The following is a 25,871-nucleotide window of genomic DNA, read 5'->3' as shown; positions in this document are numbered from 1 at the left end:
TGGCAGGACAACGCACGGTTTTCTTCGACTTTCCCAGGGCCCTTGGTGCGCTTACGTCTCAGTATAAGCGCGCCTTGATAATCGGTTTCAGAAGATAGCTCAGCAGGGTGCGCTTGCCCGTCTGGATGTCAACCTGTGCCACCATGCCCGGGCGGATCGGCAAGGTTATACCGTTGCGCTCCAGATAAGCCTTCTCGGTGCGAATCAGCACCTCGTAGAAGGCTTCCTTACCCCGTGGCGTTTCCTCTTCGATGGTGTCTTCACTGATTTGTTCTACTTCACCTTGGAGGTCACCATAGATGGTGTAGTCATAAGCTGTAATCTTCACGCTGGCAGGCATGCCGGGTGCCACAAAGGCGACATCCTGAGGCCTCACCTTGGCCTCAATCAGCAATTGCCCCTCAATAGGTGTGATTTCCATGATCGGCTCACCGGGCCGAATCACCCCACCCTCGGTATTGATCAGAATGTCATTAACTCTGCCTCGCACCGGGGAGTATATGTTCGTACGTTCAAGCTTATCTCGCCTCTGCATCAACTTCTGTTCAAGGGAGCTCACCTCCGCCTGTTTGGCGGACAGTTCGGTGTAGGCATCCTGCACATAGGTATTACGCAGCTCTGCCAGCCGTCCGGCCAGGCCGGCAATGGTCTGGCCCAGTTTCAGAGACTCCATTTCGCTGACAGAACGTCGCTCGACCAACGGTTCTACCAGTTCCAGCTGTCGGCGCGCCAGACTCATTTCCTTGTTGATTGATCGCTCCGCCTCACGCATCCGCTCACGCCGGGCATGAAATAACGCTCGTTCTGACTGGACCAGTTCGCCTTCAGGATCCAGTGTTTCGGGAAAATCAATGTCACTCTTCTCCAGCACCTCGGCTTTCAATCGTGCAATGGATGCGCGCAATACGGCGATCTGACTCGCGATCTCGAGGTAGGCGCTCCGGAACTGCGTATCGTCGAGGCGTACCAGGAGCTGCCCCCGCTCCACACGATCACCGCGGCGTACCATAAGCTCGGCCAGAATACCGCCATCCAGGCTCTGAATAGTCTGCATGCGGCTCAGAGGCACGACCTGCCCCTCACCACGAGTGACTTCGTCAACCTCCGCCCAGGCCGACCAACCAATGAACACCGCAATGACCAATAGACTGAACCAAAGTATCGGATGGCTGGCCCGATAGTGACGGCTAACCTTTGTATCACCCAGTTCATTCAGAATGCGCAGTGTTTGAGTATCCCGACTAGCCATCCTGGCCCTCACTCTTCTCCACGGCATCCCGCTTAGGTGCTCGCACCAGATTGCCATCAACCACCGCCCCCACCGGGCCATCCATCACTACCCGGCCATCCCGCAGCACCACAGCACGACCCACCAATGACAGCAGTGCCCGTTTGTGTGTCGACACCACCAGAGTTCGTCCCTCCAGCCAATGCTGCAGGTAATCAATAATCTGCTTTTCGTTGGCCTGGTCGAAGGCGGATGTTGGCTCATCCATCAGTACGATACGAGGATCCTGAAGCAACAGGCGCGCCAGCCCGATTGCCTGACGCTGACCACCTGAGACACTACCACTGCCCTGAATGGGTAGATCCAGGCCCAGCGGATGACGGCGCACAAATGGCCCCAGGCCCACAGCTTCCAGTTCAGTATGCAGAGTCGCATCATCATGGGCGGCGTTGTCCAGAAGGAGATTCTCACGCAGGGTGCCATAGAACAATCCGACATCCTGAGGCAGGTATCCGATCGCTCGTCGGCGATCTGCCGGCTCTATCTGACCCAGATTGACGTCATCCAGAACCACACGCCCACCATCCGGATCGGTCAGCCCGGCCATCAGGCGCAGTAGCGATGATTTACCAGCCCCGTTTCCGCCCAGCAGAGCCACACGATCGCCGGCATGCACCTCCAACGATGAAATGGCCAACGCCGCTGGAGCCTCTTCCTCATAGCGCAAGGTTACGTCTTCCAGTTGATAGTGGCCCTTCAGCGAAGGCTTGTGTGCGAAGGCGCGTCCCGCCGGACGCTCTACCGGCGCGTTCATCAGCTCATCGAGCCCCTCCATGGCCACTTTGACGTGCTGCCACCGCGTGAGAATGCCGGCCACCTGAGCCATTGGTGCAACCGTACGCGAAGCCAGAATGGTGCACGCAATCAACGCACCGATGGTCATCTCGCCAGCACCAATCTGGTATACACCGACCATGACCACGCCGATGTAACAAAGCTGCTGCACCATGATGGCACCGTAGCCAAGCATCGATGAAAGCCGGCGCACCCGAACGCCTACCTCAGCGAGATCCGCTGAAAGGTGCTCCCAAAGCCGGAGGTTGCGCCCCTCAGCCCTGGTCGCTTTGACCGTCTCCAGGTTTTCTATAGACTCCAGCAGCACGCCCTGACGTACGGCGCCCTCGCTCAGATTCTGTCGGGAAAGCTTGGCCAGATGCCCTTGAGCCAAGAGCCCCGGCAACACCATCAGTATCACGGCAACCAGCGGCACCCAAACCAACGGCCCACCGATGTAGGCAATAACGCCGAGGAACAGAACGACAAAAGGCATGTCGCTAATCGCTCCAACCGTCGAGGAGGTAAAGAACTCACGGACTCCCTCAAACTCACGGATCTGGGAACTGAAGGCGCCGGTGGAGCCAGGTTTAGCGGCCAACTTGAGTTGCATCACCCGGTCGAACAACAGCCCCGAGAGCTGAAGGTCCAACCCCTTACCGGTTACATCCAGCAGGTGGGCGCGCAGACTGCGCAACATGAACTCCATCACCACCGCCAACGCCACACCACTAGCCAGGATCCATAACGTATCGTAAGCGGAGGTAGGCACGACCCGGTCATAGACCTGCATGGCGAAGATCGCCGTTGATATGGCCAACACATTTGCCATCAGCGCCGCCACGCCTACCTCAACCCAGGTGCGCCAACGCCGTTTTAACGGCTCCTTAAGCCAATGCTCGTCCTGTGCTCGGGCGAAATCGCCCGCTCGCTGGTCGGGCCTATAGGCCTTCCGCGCGACGATGGCGCTGCCAGCGTAACAGTGCGCCAAAGAGTCCCGGGTTACCTTTTCTTGGCCACCGCCGCTCTCAGGCACCAGGATCACCGCGTCGTCTTCCTGCCACTCCACTAACAGCGCCGTACTGCCGTCACGCTGAATCAACAAAGCTGGCAGAAGGCGAGAATCCATCTGTTCGAAAGGCAACGCCAAAGCCCGCCCCTCGACCCCAACCCGATGCAGCGCCCGCGAGACGAGCGCCAATGGCAGCCGCCCCTCTTCAAGCGCCAGGCCATCACCCAGTTCAGCCACCGTGGCCGTCACACCGAGCTGCCGACAAAGCACCACCAACCCCTCCCTCAAGGGGTCTTCCGGACGCTGCACCTGTTCCTGCTTCCTTGTCATAGCGCTTCGTTTCCGTCATCGACCTTTGAGCTCAATACCTCATTCAATCGGCCCAGCCGAGAAGCGACGCGATATTGAAGACGGACCTTCTGGCTCTCGACTTCACGGATCTGTCGTTCGGTATCAAACATGTCTCGCTGAATAGGGAGCAAATCTTCAATGTCCCGAAGCCCAGCCTCGAACTGTTCGTGATATGCCTCAGCAACCTCTTCAGCGCGACGAAGCTGCACCTCAAGAGATTCAAGTCGCCAGCCAAGGACCTCGTGTTGCTCGAACCAGGCGGTAAGCTCCCGACGCAGTTCCCGGCGTGTCGCCCTTTGTTCCCACCTCGCGGCCTCAACCTGACGGCCTGCCGACTCCACGCGACGAAAATTGGAGAGTCCTTGAAACGTATCTATGCGCAAACGCAGGGCGATCACCGCGTCCTCTTCCATGCGGCCACCAATCTCGCGACGCATCAATGAGCCTTCCAGGTTGAGACGAGGCTTCAGCGCTGCACGGGACTCATCACGCCGGGCGATTGCCTCATCAACTTCTTCGCGGACCCGCCGGTACTCCGGCGCCTCGGCCACGGCTTTATCCAGCTCTCCGGAGCGCCGCAAACGGCCAATGATGGCTTTCGGATCAGGTTGAGAAAGATCTTCGGCGGCATAGCCGACAAGCTCGCGAAACTGCGATTTGGCGTCTGCCAGCGCCCCCCTTTCAACAGCCAGTTGTTCCCGAGCACGGGCCAGTTCCAGCTCCGCCCGCCCCGCCTCGGACCGACCTACGTAACCCAGTTCGCTACGATCATGGCTGAGCTCCGCGAGTTGCCCCAGCCGCGTTATATGACGTTTCACTGCTTCTGCTCGTGACTCGTAGAGCAGCACATCCAGGTAAACCTCAATGATGTCCAGAGCTGCCTCGGCACTCGCAATCTTGAGAGCCTCCAGCTTCTGGCGCTCCACCGCTGACGCGCCCTCTACCTGGGAGTTAACCTCTCCCCAGTCGTATAGCGTCTGGCGTGCAGTAACTTCGTAACCGATTTCACCCCACAAGCTATTCTCTGGACCGGCGCTGGCCTGTACCGTCGGCCAGTACCCATCAACAGCGATATCAAGGTTTATACCGGCTGCTTCAACCTCGGCACGGGCTGCGGCAACGGAAGGGTGGTTAAGCATTCCTCGGTATACCGCCTCTTCCAGACTTATGGCCTCCGAGGGTAATGGCGTCACCAGCCCGATGAAGGCCACGCCTACGAGCAATGCGCAAAAGCTCCGTCCGGGCGTCAAGAAACCTCCACGTTAATCCCATCCTGCACCAATAGAGTGGCGTCATTGAGCGAATACTCGGAGTAAGTCACACCACCACGCACGACCGAAGCACCCTCAACCCAACTCTCACTGCCGATATTCAGGGTGTCCTGCTCGTCGCCCTGAACGATCAGTGTGTTGTCTTCGTCCGTCAGTTCGATAAGCTCAGCGCTATCAAGCGTCAGGGTACTGGAGCCGTCACTCTGGCCCAGATCAATCTGCTCTATTCCCGAAACAGGCCCCGTACCGGGATCGGTCATGTCCAGATTGATCCCCCCATCAAGCATCAGCTCATCGAAGCCGTCGCCCCCATCAACTGCCGCAAACTGATCACTGGTCGCCCAGATAAAGTCATCACCGTTACCTCCATTAAAGGTGTCCTGGCCGGATCCATCTATCAGGGTGTCGCTGCCATCGCCACCATTCAGCGTGTCATTACCTGAACCTCCCCGAATAAGGTCGTTCCCGCCCCCGCCATAGAGATCGTCACTTCCGTCGTAGCCATACAGGCGCTCGCCTTCTCCTGAGCCAATAAGCGTATCGTTACCGTCGCCACCCTCGATGATTTCGTCGGCGCCCAGAAGCGTTTTGAGAACATCGACCGAGGTCAACTGGCCAAGCGAGGCAGAGTCGGTGAGGCCGTCGGCATTGGTGGCCGTGATGCTAGTGGCAGCCAGCAAGTCTGCTTGCACATCGATATCAAGCCCCAGAAGGGACTGGCCATTCTCGAAACGTACGGTGGCCAGGAGTTCATTGATTGCGAAGTTGTCGATGTCGCCATCATCGGCCGCCGTGATGGTCAGCACGGACGAGGGAGCGACCAAGCCCAGCAAGCCCAGCAAGCCTGGATCGTTCTCCACACGAAACTGCAGTCCAAGCTCATCGGCCAGTTGCGATGATGCCGTCAAACTCTGCTCGTCAAGGTTGACGCTGAGTATTGGTTGATAGGCCACTTCGACGGAGCGAAGCTTGCCCCCCGCATCCACCGCAGTGAAATCCTGATTATTGAGGTTAAACAGACCAAGCGCTTCCACGCCAACGACGCCCAGCAACGCGGAGGTGTCGACCTGAACAACAGGAGCAGGCTGGCCTGGCGATGGCGCCGGTGGTGTACCACCAGTGCTGTCAAACTCCACCTGGGTATCAGCCGTGTCGCCATCGTTGTCCGAAACACCCGCGGTAACCGTGGTCGTCCCTCCTACCAGGTCAGTATCAGCCGTGGCTTCGTCCACAAGCAGGTTACCCTGGTTGAGCAGAGCGGCAATCACGTCCTGATCGGTAGCAGCGCCCTCTATCAGATCAACGCCTTCCACCACGATTTCCTGATCAACCTCTGCAGCATTAAAGCCCCCGAGAAACCCTCCGGTGCTGCTAATAGAGATCGTGGTATTCGTACCATCAAAAGCGAAATGCAGATAATTCGCCAGGTTGCCAGGATTCGAGCCAATCCGACCTTCGCCCTGCAACAAACCCGTTAAGTCGAGTATGTCGCCATCGGCGGCCACCGATACGAAGTTGAAGTCGGCCACGGTATCTACCACTGGCGTACCAGCTACCCCTTGATGACCGTCTTCCCAGCGGAGCACGTCACGACCAGAGCCGCCCGTCAGGGTATCGGCGCCGGCGCCACCGATCAGGATATCGTTGCCGTCGCCCCCATCGAGCGTGTCGTCGCCAGCGCCGGCACGCAGGATGTCCGAGCCACCAAGACCGTTGAGACTGTCATTCCCAGCGTAGCCATAAGAACGATCTGAGCCCTCGGTACCAGTCAGAGAGTTATTTCCACCATCCCCTTCGAACAGATAATCGGGCGAGTTATCGTTCAGCAGATTGAGTGCCAACAGATCGCTACTGCTCTCACTCACCGTGTTATTTTGGGAATCAGTCGCTTCAATAGAGAGCGTCGGCGCTACGCCCACGCTAAGAACCGGACTTGTGAAATAAACGGATCCCAGATACTCGTTGAGCTGCTGGTTATCGAGGGCGCCTCCGTCCGCGGCTGAAATTGTCATAGACGCGGTCAGCCCCAACAATGCGCCAAGATCGTCGGTTTCTATGGAGAAGCCGAACTCGTCAGCCAGATCCTCCGCCCCCCGAAAACCTGAGGGCCCCAAATTAACGCTGAGAACGGTAAAGCTAAGGGTAACTGACTCAATGTCATTGTTTTCATCAGTTGCAGCAAAAGCTTGTTGCTCGCTGAAATTGATCAGATTCAATGCATCTGCGCCAACCAATCCCAGGAGGCTATTCGAATCGCCCAAAGACACCTCTGGGCCGACCATTTGTTCAACCGGCAACTGAGAAACGCCTGTGTGCGTGTACTCATAGCTACCATCAAACATATTGACCACCAACGACTCACCTTTAACGGTTTGGACCGTGAGTTCTCCAGTGGTGGTGTTGTAGTCCTCCGAAGAGAACGTCAGGACACTATCAGTGGTCCCACTCGCCGACACCGAATTGGTTGCCGAGTCGAGTTCAAAGGTATAGCCATCAACCGTTACCGAGGAAATATGCCCACCATCGGCGCCAAACGACTCGACAAATGAACCGTTCTCCGTCGTTGGTGCAGAAGTGATATTGAATAACACCGGGTCTGCCGCCACCGGCATGTCATCCTCGACATTCACGGCCAGCGCGCCCTCGTTACTGGTATTGCCAGCGGCATCGGTCATACTGACGCCGAAGTTCAATGTCAGGACATCTTCAACACTGTCACCGGGGTGGTCCAGCGGCGCCTCCAGCGTAAAACTGTATGCGCCCGCCGTTGTTAGCGTCAGGGTAGCAACGGTACCAGCACTGACAGTTGAACCCGTCAACGTATAGGTGTCTCCCGAGAACGCGCCCTGCCAGGACACGGCCTCCCCGCCGGAGGTAACCGGTGGAGGCTCGATAACCGTGACCTCGGAGATGCTGGTGTCCTCCGTGATAGACAACGTGCCGCCCACGGTCGCGGAGTTCCCTGTGTCATCAGGCGTACCGGTATTATCCGGCTCGCCACCCGGCAGGCCCTCTTCCGAAACAGCACTAAGGGCATCGCCAACAACCGGAGCCGTGGTGTCCACATTCACCCCGATAAGGCTGCCGTTACCACTGGTGTTGCCCGGCGCATCCGTCTGGCGCGCCAGCACATCTCCTTCGGCATACTGACCCGCCGGGAGTTCAAAGCCATTGCCTGTGCCCTCGCTCCAGGTCGCCCCTCCGTCGAGCGAATACGACCAGGTGGCTCCAGGTTCCAGGCCGCTGACCGTGACCGTACCATCGCTGGTCACACCATCGCCGTCTGTGCCTGTGTCGTTCGCCAGCGACAGTGTCGGCGCATTTGGGGCCACCGTGTCCACCGTCAGGTCGAACGTGGTACTGACTGGCGATTCATTCCCTGCCGCATCCGTCGCTGTGGCCGTGAAGTTGTGGCCACCTTCAGCCAGGGTCGGTGTTTCAAAGCTCCAGTTACCCCCGGTATCCGTCACTGTCGTACCGATCGCGTTACCGTCCTGGAACACTGTCACCGTACTACCTGCCTCGGCACTACCACTCAAGATCGGAGTGATCTCATCGGTGCTCGATCCGGTCGGTAGATCACCCGTCACACTGCCGGTATCGTCAGTGGCGGAATCAATCGTTGGAGCATCCGGGGGATCCACATCCAGCGTGAACGTAATCTCATTGCTATCCGATGAGGCGTTACCCGCCACGTCGGTAATCTCCGCCACCGCATTCGACAGCCCTTCGGCAAACGGGCCCGTCAGGTCCAGGCCAACGTCGCCGGCGGCCAGGTCTGCGCCTGTTACGAGATGTTCGAACGTGTGCTCAACCCCGTTACCATCGGTCAGGGTTACCCTGACGGTGTCCCCTTCCTCGGTCCCCACCGTCAGGCTGACCACCGCCTGAATGCCATCGCTCAACTCATCGTTGCCGATGAAGCCGTTGTCCGCTTCGGGGATCTGCAGCGTGGGCGCATCCGTGCCATCCGCACCACCGGGGCTGGTGTTGTCCACGGTCACCCCAATCAGGCTGCCCTCATCACTGGTGTTGCCCGACTCGTCGGTCTGGCGCGCCAGTACCTCCCCTTCGGCGTACTCGCCCGCCGGGAGCTCAAAGCCATTGCCGGCACCTTCGTTCCAGGTGGCCCCGCCATCGGTGGAGTACGACCAGGTGGCTCCGGGCTCCAGGCCAGCGACCGTGACGGTACCGTCGATGGTCACGCCATCGCCGTCGGTGCCGGTGTCGTTCGCCAACGCCAGCGTCGGTGCATTCGGAGCCACTGTGTCTACGGTCAGTTCGAACGTGCTACTGACAGGCGATTCGTTCCCTGCCACATCAGTGGCCATGGCGGTGAAGTTGTGGCCACCTTCCGCCAGGGCCGGTGTTTCAAAACTCCAGTTACCTCCGGTATCCGTTACCGTCGTACCGATCGCGTTACCGTCCTGGAACAGCGTCACCGTGCTGCCCGCTTCCGCAGTACCGTTCAAGATTGGCGTGGTCTCATCGGTGCTCGACCCACTCAGTAGACCACCCGTCACATCACCGGTATCGTCAGTGGCGGAATCAATCGTTGGAGCATCCGGGGCATCCACATCTAGCGTGAACGTGACCTCGTTAGTGGCCAGCGAGGCATTACCCGCCTCGTCGGTAATCTCCGCCACGGCATTCGACAGCCCTTCGGCAAACGGGCCCGTCAGGTCCAGGCCAACGTCGCCGGCGGCCAGGTCTGCGCCTGTTACGAGATGTTCGAACGTGTGCTCAACCCCGTTACCATCGGTCAGGGTTACCCTGACGGTGTCCCCTTCCTCGGTCCCCACCGTCAGGCTGACCACCGCCTGGATGCCATCGCTCAACTCATCGTTGCCGATGAAGCCGTTGTCCGCTTCGGGGATCAGCAGCGTGGGCGCATCCGTGCCGTCCGCACCACCGGGGCTGGTGTTGTCCACGGTCACCCCAATCAGGCTGCCCTCATCACTGGTGTTGCCCGACTCGTCGGTCTGGCGCGCCAGCACCTCCCCTTCGGCGTACTCGCCCGCCGGCAGCTCAAAGCCATTGCCGGCACCTTCGTTCCAGGTGGCCCCGCCATCGGTGGAGTACGACCAGGTAGCGCCAGGCTCCAGGCCACCGACCGTGACGGTACCGTCGATGGTCACACCATCGCCGTCGGTGCCGGTGTCGTTCGCCAACGCCAGCGTCGGCGCATTCGGCGCTACCGTGTCCACGGTGATCGTAACCGGGTCGCTGGTATTACCGGCTTCATCGGTGGCCGTCACGCTCACATCGGTACCATCGGCCAATGGCGCATCGGGCGTCACCGACCAGCGGCCATCCACATCGGCTTCGAGGGTGTAATCCGCCGTGCCGTCTCCATCCGTGTCAATGCTCACCGTGCTGCCCGGCTCCGCTGTACCGGTCAGGTCACCATCCCCCGCCGGGTCAACGGTGACCGACGGCGGCGTGGTATCAATCGTCAGCGTACCGCTGACGCTACCGGCGTTGCCCGACGCACCCGTGGCGGCTACCTCAACGGTGTAATCGCCCTCGGCCAGGGACGGCAACTGATCATCCGCCAGGGTCCAGGTGCCATCGCCATTGTTGGTGGCGTTGTAGTCGTTACCGTCCACCGTCACGGTGACGTCGGCGGCCGCATCGTCCACCGTTCCGCTCAACGCCGGGGTCGTGTCGTTCGTGGACAGCCTGTCGAAGGTCACCGCCGGCACGGAGGTATCCACGGTGAGGGTGCCGGTGTTCGACCCTTCGTTACCCGCCGGATCAACCGCGGTTACGGTGACGGTGTAATCCCCCGCACCCAACGCTGGCAATGTGTCGTCGGCCAGGGTCCAGGTACCATCACCGTTATTGGTGGCGCTGTAGTCATTACCATTCACGGTCACGGTGACGTCGGCACTGGCGTCATCCACCGTGCCGGTCAGTGCCGGTGTGGTGTCGTTGGTGGTTCGGGGGTTCACGCCCACGGTCGGAGCCGTCTGATCCAGCGTGGTGGTGCTGGCCACTGAGCCACTGTTGCCAGCCTCGTCCGTCACCGTCATGGTCACGGTGAGTTCACCATCGGCCAGACCGCTCAGGTCCTGGCCTGTCACGCTGACGTTGCCGCTGCCGTCGACGCTGATCGCGCTCGCAGGGACCGTCACGATGCCTGAGACACCGTCGGTGATCTCGATACTGTCAACGGTGGCGCCCGCTTCCACCTGGCCGTTCAGACTGACGGCGCTCGCATCGGCGGCACCCAACATGTCATCACCACCATCATCGAAGGCGATGCTGTTAGCGCCGGCCTCCGGAACCGTCGTATCCAGCGTGAACGTGACCTCGTTGGTGGCCAGCGAGGCATTGCCCGCCCCGTCGGTAATCTCCGCCACGGCATTCGACAGCCCTTCGGCAAACGGGCCCGTCAGGTCCAGGCCAACGTCGCCGGCGGCCAGGTCTGCGCCTGTTACGAGATGTTCAAACGTGTGCTCAACCCCGTTACCGTCGGTCAGGGTTACCCTGACGGTGTCCCCTTCCTCGGTCCCCACCGTCAGGCTGACCACCGCCTGAATGCCATCGCTCAACTCATCGTTGCCGATGAAGCCGTTGTCCGCTTCAGGGATCTGCAGCGTGGGCGCATCCGTGCCGTCCGCACCACCGGGGCTGGTGTTGTCCACGGTCACCCCAATCAGGCTGCCCTCATCACTGGTGTTGCCCGACTCGTCGGTCTGGCGCGCCAGCACCTCCCCTTCGGCGTACTCGCCCGCCGGCAGCTCAAAGCCATTGCCGGCACCTTCGTTCCAGGTGGCCCCGCCATCGGTGGAGTACGACCAGGTAGCGCCAGGCTCCAGGCCACCGACCGTGACGGTACCGTCGATGGTCACACCATCGCCGTCGGTGCCGGTGTCGTTCGCCAACGCCAGCGTCGGCGCATTCGGCGCTACCGTGTCCACGGTGATCGTAACCGGGTCGCTGGTATTACCGGCTTCATCGGTGGCCGTCACGCTCACATCGGTACCATCGGCCAATGGCGCATCGGGCGTCACCGACCAGCGGCCATCCACATCGGCTTCGAGGGTGTAATCCGCCGTGCCGTCTCCATCCGTGTCAATGCTCACCGTGCTGCCCGGCTCCGCTGTACCGGTCAGGTCACCATCCCCCGCCGGGTCAACGGTGACCGACGGCGGCGTGGTATCAATCGTCAGCGTACCGCTGACGCTACCGGCGTTGCCCGACGCACCCGTGGCGGCTACCTCAACGGTGTAATCGCCCTCGGCCAGGGACGGCAACTGATCATCCGCCAGGGTCCAGGTGCCATCGCCATTGTTGGTGGCGTTGTAGTCGTTACCGTCCACCGTCACGGTGACGTCGGCGGCCGCATCGTCCACCGTTCCGCTCAACGCCGGGGTCGTGTCGTTCGTGGACAGCCTGTCGAAGGTCACCGCCGGCACGGAGGTATCCACGGTGAGGGTGCCGGTGTTCGACCCTTCGTTACCCGCCGGATCAACCGCGGTTACGGTGACGGTGTAATCCCCCGCACCCAACGCTGGCAATGTGTCGTCGGCCAGGGTCCAGGTACCATCACCGTTATTGGTGGCGCTGTAGTCATTACCATTCACGGTCACGGTGACGTCGGCACTGGCGTCATCCACCGTGCCGGTCAGTGCCGGTGTGGTGTCGTTGGTGGTTCGGGGGTTCACGCCCACGGTCGGAGCCGTCTGATCCAGCGTGGTGGTGCTGGCCACTGAGCCACTGTTGCCAGCCTCGTCCGTCACCGTCATGGTCACGGTGAGTTCACCATCGGCCAGACCGCTCAGGTCCTGGCCTGTCACGCTGACGTTGCCGCTGCCGTCGACGCTGATCGCGCTCGCAGGGACCGTCACGATGCCTGAGACACCGTCGGTGATCTCGATACTGTCAACGGTGGCGCCCGCTTCCACCTGGCCGTTCAGACTGACGGCGCTCGCATCGGCGGCACCCAACATGTCATCACCACCATCATCGAAGGCGATGCTGTTAGCGCCGGCCTCCGGAACCGTCGTATCCAGCGTGAACGTGACCTCGTTGGTGGCCAGCGAGGCATTGCCCGCCCCGTCGGTAATCTCCGCCACGGCATTCGACAGCCCTTCGGCAAACGGGCCCGTCAGGTCCAGGCCAACGTCGCCGGCGGCCAGGTCTGCGCCTGTTACGAGATGTTCAAACGTGTGCTCAACCCCGTTACCGTCGGTCAGGGTTACCCTGACGGTGTCCCCTTCCTCGGTCCCCACCGTCAGGCTGACCACCGCCTGAATGCCATCGCTCAACTCATCGTTGCCGATGAAGCCGTTGTCCGCTTCAGGGATCTGCAGCGTGGGCGCATCCGTGCCGTCCGCACCACCGGGGCTGGTGTTGTCCACGGTCACCCCAATCAGGCTGCCCTCATCACTGGTGTTGCCCGACTCGTCGGTCTGGCGCGCCAGTACCTCCCCTTCGGCGTACTCGCCCGCCGGGAGCTCAAAGCCATTGCCGGCACCTTCGTTCCAGGTGGCCCCGCCATCGGTGGAGTACGACCAGGTGGCTCCGGGCTCGAGGCCAGCGACCGTGACGGTACCGTCGATGGTCACGCCATCGCCGTCGGTGCCGGTGTCGTTCGCCAACGCCAGCGTCGGTGCATTCGGCGCGACCGTGTCCACGGTGATCGTAACCGGGTCGCTGGTATTACCGGCTTCATCGGTGGCCGTCACGCTCACATCGGTGCCATCGGCCAATGGCGCATCGGGCGTCACCGACCAGCGGCCATCCACATCGGCTTCGAGGGTGTAATCCGCCGTGCCGTCTCCATCCGTGTCAATGCTCACCGTGCTGCCCGGCTCCGCTGTACCGGTCAGGTCACCATCCCCCGCCGGGTCAACGGTGACCGACGGCGGCGTGGTATCAATCGTCAGCGTACCGCTGACGCTACCAACGTTGCCCGACGCACCCGTGGCGGTTACCTCAACGGTGTAATCGCCCTCGGCCAGGGACGGCAACTGATCATCCGCCAGGGTCCAGGTGCCATCGCCATTGTTGGTGGCGTTGTAGTCGTTACCGTCCACCGTCACGGTGACGTCGGCGGCCGCATCGTCCACCGTTCCGCTCAACGCCGGGGTCGTGTCGTTCGTGGACAGCCTGTCGAAGGTCACCGCCGGCACGGAGGTATCCACGGTGAGGGTGCCGGTGTTCGACCCTTCGTTACCCGCCGGATCAACCGCGGTTACGGTGACGGTGTAATCCCCCGCACCCAACGCTGGCAATGTGTCGTCGGCCAGGGTCCAGGTACCATCACCGTTATTGGTGGCGCTGTAGTCATTACCATTCACGGTCACGGTGACGTCGGCACTGGCGTCATCCACCGTGCCGGTCAGTGCCGGTGTGGTGTCGTTGGTGGTTCGGGGGTTCACGCCCACGGTCGGAGCCGTCTGATCCAGCGTGGTGGTGCTGGCCACTGAGCCACTGTTGCCAGCCTCGTCCGTCACCGTCATGGTCACGGTGAGTTCACCATCGGCCAGACCGCTCAGGTCCTGGCCTGTCACGCTGACGTTGCCGCTGCCGTCGACGCTGATCGCGCTCGCAGGGACCGTCACGATGCCTGAGACACCGTCGGTGATCTCGATACTGTCAACGGTGGCGCCCGCTTCCACCTGGCCGTTCAGACTGACGGCGCTCGCATCGGCGGCACCCAACATGTCATCACCACCATCATCGAAGGCGATGCTGTTAGCGCCGGCCTCCGGAACCGTCGTATCCAGCGTGAACGTGACCTCGTTGGTGGCCAGCGAGGCATTGCCCGCCCCGTCGGTAATCTCCGCCACGGCATTCGACAGCCCTTCGGCAAACGGGCCCGTCAGGTCCAGGCCAACGTCGCCGGCGGCCAGGTCTGCGCCTGTTACGAGATGTTCAAACGTGTGCTCAACCCCGTTACCGTCGGTCAGGGTTACCCTGACGGTGTCCCCTTCCTCGGTCCCCACCGTCAGGCTGACCACCGCCTGAATGCCATCGCTCAACTCATCGTTGCCGATGAAGCCGTTGTCCGCTTCAGGGATCTGCAGCGTGGGCGCATCCGTGCCGTCCGCACCACCGGGGCTGGTGTTGTCCACGGTCACCCCAATCAGGCTGCCCTCATCACTGGTGTTGCCCGACTCGTCGGTCTGGCGCGCCAGTACCTCCCCTTCGGCGTACTCGCCCGCCGGGAGCTCAAAACCATTGCCGGCACCTTCGTTCCAGGTGGCCCCGCCATCGGTGGAGTACGACCAGGTGGCTCCGGGCTCCAGGCCAGCGACCGTGACGGTACCGTCGATGGTCACGCCATCGCCGTCGGTGCCGGTGTCGTTCGCCAACGCCAGCGTCGGTGCATTCGGAGCCACTGTGTCTACGGTCAGTTCGAACGTGCTACTGACAGGCGATTCGTTCCCTGCCACATCAGTGGCCATGGCGGTGAAGTTGTGGCCACCTTCCGCCAGGGCCGGTGTTTCGAAACTCCAGTTCCCCCCACTATCCGTCACCGTTGTACCGATCGCATTACCATCCAGGAACACTGTCACCGTACTGCCCGCTTCGGCAGTACCGCTCAAGATCGGCGTGGTCTCATCGGTGCTCGATCCGGCCGGTAGATCGCCCGTCACACTACCGGTATCGTCAGTGGCCGTATCAATCGTCGGGATATGCGGAGCGGTAGCAGTGGTCGGGGCAGACACGTTGCCCGCCCCATCGGTACTGGTGACTTCAACACTCTCACCATTGGTCAACGGTTCATCCAGGCTGACCAGGTATTGACCATTATCGTCAACGGTGGCGCTGCCCAGTTCGTTACCGCTGCCATCGGTGACGGTCACTACGCTGCCCGGTTCGGCCGTGCCGCTAACTTCATTGCCAGCGTCGTTGAAGTCGACGCTCGGGCTATCCGGAGCTGTCATGTCAGGCGCAGTCACTGTGGCCCGGTAGTATTCGTTGCCGGCCTCATCGGTCGCAGTAACCACCATCACTTCGCCGTTGGTTAGCGGCTCGTCCAAGTCGATACTGTACCTGCCGTCATCACCGACGGTAGCCCGGCCCAGCTCGATACCACTGGTGGCATAGGCGACGATTACGGTGCTACCCGGTTCAGCAACGCCTCTAACCTGGTCACCAGTATCGCTAACGCTGGCCCGGGATACGTCAGGAGGAACGTCATCTCCTGCGGAGTCACCCGATGAGGATCCACCAGATGATCCAACAGCCACTGCACCGGCCACCGCGGCAGCTCCGCCAATCCCCGCTAGCAGCCACCAGCCGGACCCATCCCCCGCACCCGCACCCGCACCCGCAATTTCATCAACGGTTATCTCAGCAAAGGAAAATTCAGACCAGGGCGAATCGTACTGCCCCCACCAAAAAATACCGCTGGAGTCTTTGAGAACCAGTTCGTTTCTCTGGTCGTCACCCGGAGCGAAAAACCCCTCGATGACAATCGACTCTCCCGACGTGAGGGTGACCAGCAAATCGTCTGCCACCGTGTCAATGGACGCAATTTCCTCGGGGCCAACCGAAAGCGTTATTACGCTGTTAGTCGGGTTATCCAACGCATCGAGCTCTACGTCTGAGCTCTGACCAGTTTCCTTGTTGGTTACCATCACTGCTGTCAGGTCACGCATATTCCCCCCCACTAACAAATACGCAAAGAAGCTCAACTAGCCTCTTCGTAGCACCTTCTATCCCTCACGCTATTCGTTAAGAGCTATCCCCGACTCGCCGCTCGAAAACTTCAATTTCAACTCGACGATTCGGCTGAAGACATTGCTTCAGCTCTTCCACTTGATCGGTCTGACAGACCACAACAGGCTCCGTCTCGCCTCGCCCCTCAGCGATCATTGCGCTATTACTCAGGCCGGATTTCGCCAACTGACGTCGCACCGCCTCAGCCCGGCGCTGAGAGAGGCCCATGTTGGAGTCGAAAGAGCCGAGCCGGTCCGTGTGTCCGATCAACGTGACCATCGGGTTCTGATAGGCGGCCTGCAGATTTTCGGCGACTTCTCGCAAACGGTCCTTGCCCTGGGAGGTCAGTTCCGACTCACCGAAACCAAAGAGAATATCTGCGGAGAGAGTTACTACCTGTACCTTCGGTTCAGGCTTCGCCTCCGCCGGTGGCGGGACGGTCAATGTCTGAGCCAGGTTCTCACACGTGTGTCGGCGCCAGTGAGTCGACTCGACTGTTCCATCAGGCCTGAAAACGATTTTGTATTGGCAGACCAGTTCACTGTCACCGCCTGCGATGGAAAAGTTGACGTTATAGTGCCAGTGGGAAAGGTTGCCATGGGAGGTACGGTCAGCAGGAGGCCCCAACAACGCCTCTACTTGACTGCCAGACATTTCAGAGGAAATATTTCCAAGATCCAGGATGCTGTAATCACGCCCAAGGCGTAGCGGCGTCGCCCCTAGCTCGGTAGGCTGGACAACTTCGTCGGGGAAAGGTGATTCTGCGGAATTCGCTGAAAACGAGAGTATCGCTACAAGGCCGACGACTAAGTTCGGAACAGACAAAAATCTGGTGGGGCTCATCCATGCCTCCTTACTGTTTTGCTTCTCTCATTAAGAAGCAAAGCAACAACTCATAAATCAATTACATTCCACTGACCTCCATGACAAGAGTCATGAAGCGGAATAATCACTATCATCAAGTTGAAAGTCGATTCACTACAATTAAGCTAGCAGGTAAACACGATTTCTACCAAATCAGCGTTTACGTCCAAGCAAACAAACAGCGAGGTTCAACTCAGTCTGTTATCCACGCGGCAATGCCTGTCCCTAAACTCCCTGGCAAATTCTCTCGCAACCCAGTATCAACTCTTCCGCCAGCCCATTAATATAGTGCTACTTTTGCGTCTGGACGATAATAAGGCCTTTTAAACCATGGATTTCCAGGTCCCCAACACCCTCGCCGAGCAGATTGCCAACTATCTGGCCGAGCGCATTATGACCGGGCAGATAAAACCCGGAGAGCGTTTGCAGGAGGCGACGACCGCCACGGAACTGAAGGTAAGCCGGGCATCTGTGAAAGAGGCCCTATATACCCTGGAACGCTGGCACCTGATCGAGATCACCCCACGTAAGGGCGCGTCGGCCACCAAGCTGGATGCGGTGCATGCCTCAGAGCTCTATGACGTGTACATGCACCTGTTAATCATGCTGGCGCGGCATTTGTGTGAGCGTTGGCGGGAAGAGGACAAAGCCGCGTTGTTGTCAGCGGTTGGACACGTCACTGGCCAGATGCAGCGCAAGGACGCCAATATCACGGCCATTGTGGAAGCGAGCTTTGAAGTAATGGGCGTCTGCTGCCAAGTCGTCGGCAATCCCTACCTCACGGAGGCTCTGACCAACTTCAAGCCCGCTGTCAGCCGGGCTTACTATCTGAGTGCAGACCGATACCGGCAGGATCTGGACCGTACCGGCCGTTTCTTTACCAATCTGACGAATGCCATCCTGGCGCGGGATGCTGGTGAATCCGAGGCACTGGTGGCGGATTTCGGCGCTCACCAGAAGGCGCTGATTCACCAGGCCTTGGCCCCTTCGGCCTAGTGTCCCGTCTGGCTAATTCGCTGACCTACTGAGCCACTGAGAGCCTTGATAGCAAGGCGCGATGGCGAAGGTTTGGTGGCTCCAAATCGAGTCAGCGCAACACTGCTATCAAGGCTCTCAGTGGCTCCCGAAGGGCGCGGCGCTAGGGCCCCAGGCCTGTGTTGCCAGCACTTGATGTGGAGCCACCACACCTGCGCACTGGCGCCTTGGCCAGGAGCCCCAGCGCCGCGCAGTAGGCCAGCGAATTAGCCAAACGGGACACTAGTCTGTGACCTGACTCACAGACTCCTGTCCCTATCCCACCTATCGTAACAGTCTGTAACAAACTCCTAAGTCCGCTGCGCTGGTCAGGTTGTCCCCTGCGGCTACACAATGACTGAGACCGGTCTGAAGCCGGCATAACAACAACGATCCGGGGCCACCATGACACGTCGAAACGCCCGCAAGCGCCTGAAACCATTCAAACCTGCCCTGCGCAGGTTCTTTACCCTGAGCCTGACCGCCAGTCTATCATTGTCGGCATTGTCGGCATTGCCGGTGATGGCCGACTTTCGCCCACTGGACGACAGTACCCTGGGCAACGTCACTGGCCAGACAGGCGTCACCATCGAGATGGAAACCAAGATTGAGATGGACCGCCTGAGCTGGACGGATGAAGGCTCGCTGAACGTCAATGGCATTCGCCTGTCCGGTCAGAACGATACAGTGCTGGACAACCTCAAGCTGACGCTGGACATTGCCGGCCAGGATGAGGTGCTTGAATACGGCTTCTCCGAGATTGCCCGCCGCGCCGACGCCGGCCTTCTGGATGTCTCCAATCCGGATGTGGCCGATGCCCTCGCCCGCTATGCCGTGGGTGGTGGTTACGGCAAACAGTTCGATAGCGGTGACCTGGTGATTCACCTGGGTGCCACAGATTACGGCGACCCGACCAGCCTGGACGATTACCTGCAGGCCGTGGATTTCGAGCTGGCCGTAGACAGTGTTGAAGCAACCGGCTCCGGCGGCACTGCCAGCCTGTTCTCCAATATCATGCTGCAGGGTTATATCGGCCCTACTGATCTGGTGATTCGTAACCAGGGCAGTAACACCCGCACACTGACCAATGGCAACGTCGTTTCAGGCTCAGAGTTGCAACTGGATACCCATTTTGAGATCACCGACGGTAGCCTGGACTGGGACGCCGCCGATTTGATTCTGCTGTTCAACTTCGCTGCCGTTGGTATTGAAGGGCTGCAGATTCACAACCGCCGGGGCGATGACACCCTGGGCCACTTTGGCATGGCGAGTGCCACGGCGAAGCTCTCCCGCGGCACCAGCGCCGCTTCTGGCAAAGAAGGCCTTTCCATCCATGAGGTGGATTTCCGGGCAGACATCGATATGCCGGTGTTCAAAGTCGGTGGCACCAGTATCGGCTCCGTACAGTTCACGGATTTTGCCATTAAAAACACCACCATGATGGTGTATGGCCACTAGCAAGACACTGGACAAGCCCCCCGCCACCAACAGTAAACTGCCCGTCTCTTAACGGCGGGCAGTCCATGACCAACATCCCGGATCAAGATTATCAGCAGCGCGCGTCCTGGCGCCGGCTCACGGTATTCAGCCTGATATTCATCGCCATGACCGCCGCCGGGCTCTACGCGGTTTACGACCAGTTTGCCGGGCGCAGCGTAACCTTCGACACGCGCCTGGTCTCACCACAAGCGCTCGCCTCCATCATTGGCCTGTTGGTCGTTTATTTCGCATCTGACGGCCTGCGGCTGCACTTCACCCTGCGGGCGCTGGGGCACCGCCTGCCCTTCCCGGCGATTTTCCGGTTGGTGTTCATCAACCTGTTTTTCTCCAATGTGACGCCCATGGCCACCGGGGGCGGCTTTGCGCAAATCTGGTATCTCCAGCATCATGGCGTGCCGGTGGGCCGCGCCACGGCGGCCACCACCATCCGCACCGTGATCGCGGTGATCTTTATCTTTTCCCTCACACCGGTATTCCTGCTCACGCTCAGCGCTCTGGATAATCAACCCCTGGTCGGTGAACTGGGGCCGGTGCTCGCCGTGCTGATCCTCCTGTACCTCGGCTTTTTCATGGTGGTGCTGTTCCGCACCCATTGGCTGATGGCACCCTTGGCCCGGCTTTTGAGCTCACTGCACCGGTTTCACCTGATCAGTGAACGCCGGCATCGACGCTGGCAGTTCAAGGCCAAGCGAGAGATGATGCGATTCTCCCACAGCTTTGGCGACTACCTCAGAGGCCCCAAACGGTTCGTTGCGCTATCGGTGCTGTTCACCTTTGTGTTCCTGCTCAGTCTCTTCAGTTTTCCAGCGTTGCTGATCTCAACACTGGATTACGAGGTAGACTACCTGGTGAGCACGGGACTGCTGGTGGTCACAACTTTTGTGATGTACTTTTCACCCACACCCGGTGCGTCTGGCATTTCGGAAGGGGTGTTCGGCAGTTTCTTCCGGGACATACTCACAGCCAACCACCTGGTGCTGGTAACCATCAGTTGGCGATTCATCACCATCTACCTAGGCATGCTGGTCGGCCTGGTGATACTGCAACGGGAACTGGTGAGAAACAGGAAGGCATCCGAATGAAGCGACGTCACCCGTTAAAAGTGCTGTTCTACATCAGCCTGACGATCGTTGTACTGCTGATCGGATACAAGGCCTACCTGAACCTGTTCGAGCCGGATTTCGAGGCCCTGCACACGGAACAGGTCGCCCGTATCCACGACATGCTCTCCGATGACGGCGGTTTCAGTTTCGCGGTCGTGGGCAATATCAACAATTCCGTGGGCGTGTTCGAGGAACGCATGATACCGGCCCTCAACCGGTCCGGCGTGGATTTTATGGTGTCCGCCGGTAACGCGGTGAGTGGCGGCGGCGAGGACAAGTACCGGGCCATCCAGGGCACACTCTCCCATCTGGAGATTCCCTACCTGCTGACGTTCGGCGAGAATGAGTACGAAAACTTCGGCAGTTACCGATTTTACGACCACTTCGGCCCTCACTTCTTCAGCATCAAGGCCGGCGGCGCCCGCCTGATCTTCCTCGACAGCACCGGCAAGACGCCCTGGCAATGGCAGATCCGCTGGCTGAATGATCTGTTAAGCCAGGAGCCCAACCGGCTGCGCTTTCTCTTCATCGGTCACCCACTGCTCCACCCGGATCAGGAAGCCCCTTTCGAGCAGGACGATGATTTCCTGCAACCCCCGGAATTCAGAACGGCCTTGCTGGACGCCATCGACCGCCATGATGTTGATATGGTGTTCTCCGCCAACCTCTCGCTGTATGCCGATCAGGTCGAGGGTGATACACGCTTCATCACCACCGGCGGAGCGGGCGGGCTGGTGCTGAACAACGACACCAGCTTCTACCACTATGTCCGCATCGACGTGAACGACGACGGCGAAATCAGCCATTCGATGGCGCGCCTGGAGGCGAGACAGCACCCTGTATTGAGCACGCTGGAATCGCTCTGGTTCTTTATCTATTCCCTGTTCTATGTGGGCTACATCAACTTCATCCTGCTGGTGGCGGTGTTCGTACTGATCAGCACCAAGCTGTACAGCGCCATTTTCGTGGCGAAGGACTACTACCCGGACTACGATCTGGACCCCCAGCCCTGGCTGTCGAAACCCTTGCGGGTAGCCATGTTCACCAACAACTACCTGCCGTTCATTGGCGGCGTGCCCATCTCCATCGCACGCCTGCGCAAAGGCCTGGAAACCCTGGGGGACATCATCCTCATCGTTTGCCCCCGCTATCGCGACCAACCGACCGAGGAAACCGACGTGGTGCGGGTGCCGTCCCTGCTGGCTATGGGGGAGAAACGGGAGTTCCGCCTTGCCAACGTCTTCCTGGCAAGGATCCGCCGACAGGTGAGAGCGTTCAAACCCGACATCATCCACATTCACCACCCCATCTGGCTGGGCTCGCTGGGGCTGTTCGTGGCCCGGCGCCTGAAAGTACCGGCGGTGTACACCTACCACACCCGACTTGAGCACTACGCCCATTTCGTGCCGCTGCCGGGCAATCTGTTCCGCAACCTGATCTCCCACGAGCTGATCAAACGCTTCGCCAACAAATGCGATGGTGTGATTGTGCCCACCGACTCCACCGAGGAGTACCTGCGGATGATCGGCGTGAAAAGCCCCACATTCGTGCAGCCTACGGGCATTGAGTACCAGACATTTCAGGAAGTGGACGACGGTGATGTTCGCAAACTACGGGACTCCCTGGGCATCAGCGATGAGACCGTGTTTGTCAGCGTCTCGCGGCTGTCCAACGAGAAGAACATTGATTTCATGATCGATGCCATTGAGGAGCTTCGCCGGCGCACCGACCGCCCTTTCCGGTTCCTGATGATTGGTGAAGGGCACCAGCACGAACGACTGCAGCAGCGCATTGATGAGCTGGGACTTCAGGATTGCTTTACACTCGTCGGCTCCATCCCGCCGGACGATATGGCCACCTGGTATCACCTGGGCGACGCGTTCCTGTTTGCTTCCAAATCCGAAACCCAGGGCATGGTGATCCTGGAGGCCATGGCAGCCGGGTTACCGGTGGTGGCGGTGCGTTCCAGTGGCATCGAGGACGTGGTGCGCCATGGCTACAACGGCTTCAAAACGCCGGAAAAACAGGACCAGTGGTGTGAGCGAGTGCAACAGATGCTGGAAGACGATGCCTTGCGTCAGGAACTGGCCGACCACGCACTGACGTTCGCGGCGGACTATTCCGTCGAGCAGTTTGCCCGGGACATGCGGGAAATCTACGCCCTGACCCTGGCGCGATCAGCCTCCCGCTGAGTGACTTACCACGCCGTTTTTAACATCGGAGATGATCGGTTTAAACTGGAAAAGCGTACTTTAAAGGATCTTTTTCGATTCGGAGACTGACAGTGATAGGTATTCCCGTTGGCATCAGCACCTGCCTGTTGGGCAAGGAAGTTCGCCATGATGGCGGCCACAAGCATTCCCGCTTCTGCACCCAGGTACTTTCCCGCCATTTCGAGTTTCGTTCCATCTGCCCGGAGCTGGAAGCGGGCCTCGGTGTGCCCCGGCCCGCCATTCACCTGCGTGAATATCACGACGGCCTGAAGCTGATCGAAACCAAAGGCACGGCGGACCATACGGATGCCATGCAGGGATTTATCGACCAGGTTCTACCGACTCTGGCGGATTTGCGGGGCTACATCCTGATGGCCAAGTCTCCCAGCTGCGGCATGGAGCGCATCAAGGTGCACAATGAAGACGGCAATGTCACCCGCAGGGATGGCCGGGGCCTGTTTGCCGAGGCACTGATTCGTCGCTACCCGCTGATGCCGGTGGAAGAAGAGGGCCGTCTGAACGACGACATGCTGAGGGAAAACTTTATAGAGCGGGTATTTGCCTACGATGACTGGATGCAGAACGTGGCTGGCGACAACCTCACCGCCCGTGCATTGATCGAGTTCCATACCCGCCACAAGTTCCAGCTACTGGCTCATTCCGAGAAGATCTATCGGCAGTTGGGGCCGATGCTCGGCGACCTGAAATCAGAACCGTTGAAAGACATTGCTGACCGATACATCTCGTCGTTCATGGAAGCGATGACCCAGCGCGTCAGCCGGGGTTCCCACGTGAACGCCATGCAGCACCTGATGGGCTATCTGCGGGATGCCATGGCAGACGAAGACCGGCAGGTACTGATGGAGCAGATAGACGCCTACCACCGGGGCGAGGTGCCCTTGGTGGTGCCCATGACGTTGCTACGGATGGCCCAGCGGCGGGAGCCGGTGGACTATCTCAGCAGCCAGAAATACCTGACCCCCTACCCGGATGAGCTGGGGCTCAGGAATCGAGTATAACGCCTGGTCAGAATCCGTAGAGCAGTGACACGGACACCTGAGTATCGGTGTCTTCGGAGCCCTCAGGCTCATCTGAAACATACTGAACCAGATACGCAGCCTTCATTGACAGGTTACCCACAACCGTTGCCTGTATGGATGTTTCCGACTCACTGATGGTGTTGTTCTCCGACAAGCCGATTTCGGCACTCAGCTTCTGACGAAACAACGCAGTCTCAGAGAGGGCGTAGTCGAACTTTCCTGCCAAGCGCGCGATGGCTTCTTCCTCCTCTTGATTGCCGTCTGCTTCCGGTTCCTCGAGCCTGTTAAACCGATAACCGCCACCGACAGACAGATCAAGAAAAGAGCGCTTGCCACGTTGCCAGACCCGGTTACCGTAACCGGTGGTCAACGAGGACTGGAAGTCATACCCGGAAAAACGGTCGTCTTCATACGCTCCGCGTACGAACAGGTATTGGCTGCCCTCGAACTTGTAATCAGACTGCACTTCAGCGCTGTATTTTTCAGCCGTTGTGGTGTCATCGGTTTCGGAATAATATGAACGAAAATCACCGGTATTCCGCCACTCTGAAACTTCGTGGAGTAGGCCCAGACGGCCGTTGATATTGGTCTCCTCGGTGTTGCCGGACGTGACAAGCACACCCGCTTCCCCTTCACCTTCCCAATTGTCAAACTCAGCGCCAACGACCATCGTCGGCGATACCGTCAGAGTAATGATCGCCAGGGTTGCTCTGAACTGCATGGAATCTCCTTGATTATTGTCAGGATTTTGCGCAACGCTCTCCCATGGCGCTCTTGCGGGCCTGCTGTTCCCGCTCCGCCTTTTTCCGGGCTTTACGCTCCGCTACAATGCGCGCCGCTGCGCCACCTACATGGGCTTCGCCGCGCCGTTCTGCCAACCGCATTTGCCGCTCACGCTCGGCAAAACGGGCTTTCTGCTCCGCCGTCAACGAATCGATGCAACGGTGGCAACTCACGCCCGGCTCATACTCCGGGCGCTGTTTGTCTTCCTCGGTGATCGGCCGGCGGCAGGCGTGACACTGATCGAACTCACCCCGTTCCAGCTTGTGGTTCACCGTTACTCGGTCATCAAATACAAAGCACTCCCCTTGCCACAGGCTTTGTGATTCCGGGACTTCCTCGAGGTACCGGAGAATACCGCCCTTCAGGTGGTAGACCTCATCAAACCCCTGCTCCTTCAGGAACGCCGTGGATTTCTCACAGCGGATACCACCGGTACAGAACATGGCGACCTTCTTGTGCTTCGAAGGGTCCAGGTTCTCTTTCACATACTCCGGAAACTCACGAAACGTATCTGTGGCCGGGTTTCTGGCATTCTCAAAGGTGCCGATCTCCACTTCATATTGGTTGCGTGTGTCTACCACCAATACGTCCGGATCTGAAATAAGATCATTCCACTCTTTGGGATCCACATAAGTACCCACGATCCGTTTCGGGTCAATGCCCTCCACTCCCATGGTGACGATCTCTTTCTTGAGCTTCACTTTGGTTCGCTTGAAGGGCTGTATGTCGACGAACGATTCTTTGTAGTCGATGCCCTCGAACCGCTGGTCAGCCTCCAACCAGTCGCGAATGGCATCCACACCTTCACGGCTGCCGGCTATGGTGCCGTTAATGCCCTCACGAGCCAGCAGCAATGTGCCGTGCACCTCTTTCTCCAACATCAGGTCCAGCAATGGCTGACGAAGGGCTTTGTAATCATTCAGAACTGCGAACTTATAAAGCGCGCAGACAACAACATCCTGGCTCATGAGTCTGG

At 59.5% G+C, this 25,871-nt stretch carries 12 protein-coding genes; 5 read left to right on the top strand and 7 right to left on the bottom strand.

Going from position 1 to position 25,871, the window contains the following annotated elements:
- Positions 1-58: 58 nt before the first annotated feature.
- The 5 genes from SIC19_RS14410 to SIC19_RS14390 form a co-directional block, all read right to left on the bottom strand.
- Positions 59-1,249, bottom strand: coding sequence for an HlyD family efflux transporter periplasmic adaptor subunit (locus SIC19_RS14410; protein WP_085679371.1), 1,191 nt, complete (start codon positions 1,247-1,249; stop codon positions 59-61).
- On the bottom strand, positions 1,242-3,404 hold the full coding sequence (locus tag SIC19_RS14405) for a type I secretion system permease/ATPase (RefSeq protein WP_127401816.1): 2,163 nt from the start codon (positions 3,402-3,404) through the stop codon (positions 1,242-1,244). Before SIC19_RS14405 ends, SIC19_RS14410 begins: the two co-directional genes overlap by 8 nt.
- Positions 3,401-4,675, bottom strand: a complete 1,275-nt coding sequence (locus SIC19_RS14400; protein WP_127401817.1) for a TolC family protein — start codon at positions 4,673-4,675, stop codon at positions 3,401-3,403. The genes SIC19_RS14405 and SIC19_RS14400 overlap by 4 nt, the downstream gene beginning before the upstream one ends.
- Positions 4,672-16,317, bottom strand: a complete 11,646-nt coding sequence (locus tag SIC19_RS14395; protein WP_412535526.1) for an Ig-like domain-containing protein — start codon at positions 16,315-16,317, stop codon at positions 4,672-4,674. Before SIC19_RS14395 ends, SIC19_RS14400 begins: the two co-directional genes overlap by 4 nt.
- A gap of 76 nt (positions 16,318-16,393) precedes the next feature.
- Positions 16,394-17,221, bottom strand: coding sequence for an OmpA family protein (locus SIC19_RS14390; protein WP_127401818.1), 828 nt, complete (start codon positions 17,219-17,221; stop codon positions 16,394-16,396).
- Between the two features lie 351 nt (positions 17,222-17,572).
- Between SIC19_RS14390 and SIC19_RS14385 the strand changes: the two genes are divergently transcribed.
- The 5 genes from SIC19_RS14385 (at position 17,573) to SIC19_RS14365 (ending at position 24,091) form a co-directional block, all read left to right on the top strand.
- The gene (locus SIC19_RS14385; RefSeq protein WP_127401819.1) at positions 17,573-18,238 is read left to right on the top strand and encodes a GntR family transcriptional regulator; all 666 of its coding nucleotides are present in this window, start codon (positions 17,573-17,575) and stop codon (positions 18,236-18,238) included.
- A 423-nt stretch (positions 18,239-18,661) separates the two neighbouring features.
- Complete coding sequence (locus tag SIC19_RS14380) at positions 18,662-19,714, top strand: DUF6160 family protein (RefSeq protein ID WP_127401820.1); 1,053 nt, start codon at positions 18,662-18,664, stop codon at positions 19,712-19,714.
- A gap of 65 nt (positions 19,715-19,779) precedes the next feature.
- A complete protein-coding gene (locus SIC19_RS14375; RefSeq protein ID WP_127401821.1) occupies positions 19,780-20,838 on the top strand; it encodes a lysylphosphatidylglycerol synthase transmembrane domain-containing protein in 1,059 nt (352 codons plus the stop codon).
- Entirely contained in the window at positions 20,835-23,051 is a 2,217-nt protein-coding gene (locus SIC19_RS14370; RefSeq protein WP_127401822.1) for a glycosyltransferase, read from the top strand. The genes SIC19_RS14375 and SIC19_RS14370 overlap by 4 nt, the downstream gene beginning before the upstream one ends.
- A 92-nt stretch (positions 23,052-23,143) precedes the next feature.
- Positions 23,144-24,091 (top strand): YbgA family protein, encoded by a 948-nt coding sequence (locus tag SIC19_RS14365; protein WP_127401823.1) that lies wholly within the window; start codon positions 23,144-23,146, stop codon positions 24,089-24,091.
- Between the two features lie 7 nt (positions 24,092-24,098).
- Here SIC19_RS14365 and SIC19_RS14360 read toward each other — a convergent pair whose 3' ends face one another.
- Both SIC19_RS14360 and SIC19_RS14355 read right to left on the bottom strand, forming a co-directional pair.
- The gene (locus SIC19_RS14360; RefSeq protein WP_041335563.1) at positions 24,099-24,833 is read right to left on the bottom strand and encodes a YdiY family protein; all 735 of its coding nucleotides are present in this window, start codon (positions 24,831-24,833) and stop codon (positions 24,099-24,101) included.
- Between the two features lie 19 nt (positions 24,834-24,852).
- On the bottom strand, positions 24,853-25,863 hold the full coding sequence (locus SIC19_RS14355) for a rhodanese-related sulfurtransferase (RefSeq protein WP_075194440.1): 1,011 nt from the start codon (positions 25,861-25,863) through the stop codon (positions 24,853-24,855).
- Positions 25,864-25,871 lie beyond the last annotated feature (8 nt).

The sequence above is a fragment of the Marinobacter sp. MIT930201 genome (assembly GCF_047122665.1).
Taxonomy (GTDB): domain Bacteria; phylum Pseudomonadota; class Gammaproteobacteria; order Pseudomonadales; family Oleiphilaceae; genus Marinobacter; species Marinobacter salarius.
The sequence above is the reverse complement of the archived record's forward strand: the minus strand, read 5'-3'. Positions and strand labels throughout refer to the sequence as shown.